This window comes from Candidatus Polarisedimenticolia bacterium, assembly GCA_036001465.1.
In the GTDB taxonomy this organism is placed as follows: Bacteria; Acidobacteriota; Polarisedimenticolia; order Gp22-AA2; family Gp22-AA2; genus Gp22-AA3.
On record DASYUH010000058.1, the window covers coordinates 1 to 3,641 of the forward strand.

The window sequence follows — 3,641 nt, forward strand, 5'->3', positions numbered from 1 at the left end:
CCGGCATCGAGATCGAGCAGTTCGATCTCGGCGGAGGCTTTGGCCTCCCCACCGTGAAAACGTTCACGCTGCGTGAGCTGGCCGCCTACAAGGTCTTCAACAGGCCTCCCCGGGAGCCAGACGTGAACGATTGTCCATCGAGGGAGACCTTCGGCCAGATTATCACCGCGTTCCTTAGGGAATGCTGCGCACGGTACGGCGTGAAGGAGCCGTCCTTGGTACTCGAGCCAGGCCGGGCCCTGACCAGCCAGGCGCAGATCCTCCTTCTTACCGTGAGGGGGATAAAACGCCAAAGGAGAGGGGTCACCTACGCGATCACCGATGGAGGAATGCAGCATATTGCCTTTCCCCTCTCCTACGAGTATCACATGTGCCTCCTGGCAAACCGCGCGGGTGCTCGACCGACAAGCCGATACTTCGTCACCGGCCCTTTGTGTTCGCCCGAGGATATCCTGTACCGAAACTGGGAATTGCCCGAGTTGAAAGAAGGAGATCTTCTGGCGGTGATGGATGCCGGCGCCTACTTCACATCGTTTGCGAACAACTTCTCCTTCCCCAGACCGGCGGTCGTGATGATTTCGAATGGTGCGCCTGCGCTCGTCAGGCAACGGGAGACCTTCGAGCACATGGCCGCCCTCGACGGCTCCCACGTATCGCCACCCCAGGATCACTGAATCCTGGAGGTGAACGGGTCATGGGGATGTTCTGGCGCGACGCCGGCTTCCTCAGCGTTGAGCGCCACGCCCGCGCAGGAGGCCGCCTCCGGCAAAATCACGCACCTGCGTCTCGAAGGCCGCCGACCAGACGGATCGGCGACGGCCATCCAGAGCTGATATTCGCGTCCCAACCCTTCGTCCGCCGGCGGCCGCCGGGAAATCACGGCGGGACCCAGGCGTACGAAGCACGTGCCGCGTCGCGGAAAGGGGCTTTGTGTCGCCGATGCTCTCGATAGTGTCGTTGTTCTCGAATGCCTACGGTCTTTGCCGGTTCGCCACCGGACTCCGCGCGTTTCTCCGCCACCCCATCTCCCTCGAAGAGGCCCGCGCCATCGTTAAGCGCGGCATGCAGAGGCGCGAGGCCGCCTTGCTCGAGAAGCTCGAAGGAGCGGTCTTCGGCAATCCCCGAAGTCCGTATCTGGCGCTCTTTCGGAATGCCGGGTGCGGCTGGGAGGACGTGAGAGAAGCGGTCGAGCAGGATGGGGTCGAGGGAGCGCTCGAGCGATTCCTCAAGGCTGGCGTCTACGTCACCTTCGAAGAGTTCAAGGGGCGGAAGCCGGCCGTCCGCGGAAGTCAGACCTTTTTTTTCCGCGACGCGGACTTCGACAACCCGCTGATCATCCCGCACTTCGAGAGCAGGAGCGGCGGAACGCACGGGCGACCGACCCGCATTCGAATCGACCTCGAGCACGCTGCGCAGACCGCCCCCCACTGGGCGCTATGGTTCGCCGCCCACGACTGGTTGGACCGTCCGCTCGTCTTCTGGACGCCCACCCATTCCGGCGTGGCCCAACGCCACCTCCTGGCCGCCAAGATCGGGAAACGGTTCATCAAGTGGTTTGCCACGATCAGCATGGGGACGCTAAGGGACCGACTCATCTCGGCCTGCGTGCACGGGCTCGTCCGCCGGGCCGCCGGTTGGATGCGGCCGGAGTTCGTTCCGCTGTCCGAGGCCGCCCGCGTCGGCGAGTATCTGGTCCACCTCGTTCGGCGAGGGCACAAGCCGTGTATCAGCACCTCCCCCAGTGAAGCGATTCAAGTTTGCCTGGCGATGGCAGCCCGGGGAGTCTCCCTGGAGAATGTCACATTCCTATTGGGAGCCGAGCCGCTGACGCCGGCCCGGCGCGCAACGATCGAGGCGAGCGGCGCCAAGGCGGTTCCCACCTACGGCTTCTCCGAGGGAAGCAACGTGGGCAGCCAGTGCCCGGCGGCCACCGTGGCCGACGACGTCCACGTCTCCCTGGACGCCTGGGCGATCATCCAGCGCGCCCGGCCCCTGGCCGACGAGGAAACGGTCGATGCTCTGTTGTTGACCGCCTTCCGGCCGGCCTGCCCCAAAGTGCTCCTTAACGCCGAGATCGGTGACTATGCCGTGCTGGAGACGCGACCGTGCGGATGCCTTTTCGATGAGGTCGGATACTTCACGCACCTGCACACGATCCGGAGCTTCGAGAAGCTCACGGGAATCGGGATGACCATTCTCGGAGGTGACCTCTTTCGCGTCCTCGAGGAGACTCTGCCCTCCCGCTTCGGCGGCGCCGTGACCGACTACCAGCTCATCGAGGAGCAGGATGCCAATGGGCTGCCCCGCTACACGCTCCTCGTCAGTCCCGAGGTGGGCGCCCTCGACGAGAAGCGGCTCGTGGCGGCATTCCTCGACGAGTTGGGCGGGCTCCGCCATCAGTATCGCTTCATGACCAATCTGTGGGGGGAGGCCGGTGTCGTCCGTGTGCAGCGCCGCCGTCCCCGTCCGACCGCGCGGGGGAAAGTCCTGCCGTTCCGGACGCTCGGTCCCCGATGAGGACGCTCACAGATCGCGGAGCCCGGGCCTCGACCCGGCGCCGCCTGATCTACGTCGGGACCCTGCCGCCGTATCCGGGGGGCTCCGCTATCTCGGGCTTTCAGCTTCTGGTCGGGCTTGCGCGGGCGGGTCACACGGTCCGCAGCCTGGCGCCGATCACTCCCGAGGCGGACCGAGCGGGCGATAGCTTTGTCGTCCGCTATCGCGAGCTCGGGGTAACGCGGTTCCGGGTGCCGTATTTCGAAACGTCCCCTCACACGCCGGCGGCGGAGGAGTACCGACGGCTGGAGCAGGAGCAGATCGAGGAAAAGCTTTCGCTGCTCATCGAACGCGAACAACCGGACATCCTTCTGATGGGCCGCGAGACGTTTGCCTGGCGCGTTCCGGATCTTGCCAAGCGGTGCGCCCTTCCATGCATCCTGCGCATCGCCGGCGGATTCCTCACCGGTATCGTCGACGGAAACTATCCGGCGCCCCTGGTGTCTCAGTGGCTCGAAGCGGTTCACAAGATCGACCTCATCGTCGCCCAGACGGCGTCCGTCACCGCGAGCCTGGCGGCATTGGGGCTCAACCGGACGCGGATCATTCCGAACGGAGTGGATCTTCGTCTGTTCGCTCCGCAGCCACAGGACGAGGCGCTGCGACGCGAACTCGGCATCGACGGCGATAGAATCGTCGTCATGCACCTGTCCAACCTCAAACCGCTGAAGCGGGCGCTGGACATCGTCGCCTCGGCCGCGCGGGCGCTCAAATTCAACCGCAGGCTCGTGTACGTGATCGTCGGCGACGGCTTCCTGCGGCAGGCCATGGAAGAGGCCTGCCGGAGCAACGCCATCGCGGAACACTTCCGGTTCGTCGGCTGGGTCGAGTACAGCCGCGCCCCCGCCTACCTCAACCTGGCCGATCTGGTGGTGATGCCTTCGGACGCTGAAGCGCAGGCGCGTGTGTACCTGGAAACCCAGGCCTGCGCCCGAACGCTTTTGGCCAGCGACATTCCCGGAGCCCGCCACGTCATCGAGGACGGCGAGACCGGCCTTCTCTTCCGCAAGGGCGACGTCGAGGACCTGACCGCCAAGACGCTGCAGGCGGCCGCGGATGCCCCCCTCCGCTCTCGAATCGGCTCG

General features: G+C 65.3%; 3 protein-coding genes. All 3 read left to right on the forward strand.

Going from position 1 to position 3,641, the window contains the following annotated elements; genetic code table 11:
• On the forward strand, window positions 1-674 hold a 674-nt coding region (locus tag VGV60_12045; protein ID HEV8701994.1), incomplete at its 5' end, for a diaminopimelate decarboxylase.
• Window positions 675-1,062: 388 nt separating this feature from the next.
• The gene (locus VGV60_12050) at window positions 1,063-2,517 is read left to right on the forward strand and encodes a hypothetical protein (protein HEV8701995.1); all 1,455 of its coding nucleotides are present in this window, start codon (window positions 1,063-1,065) and stop codon (window positions 2,515-2,517) included.
• On the forward strand, window positions 2,514-3,641 hold a 1,128-nt coding region (locus VGV60_12055; GenBank protein HEV8701996.1), incomplete at its 3' end, for a glycosyltransferase family 4 protein. The genes VGV60_12050 and VGV60_12055, both read left to right, overlap by 4 nt.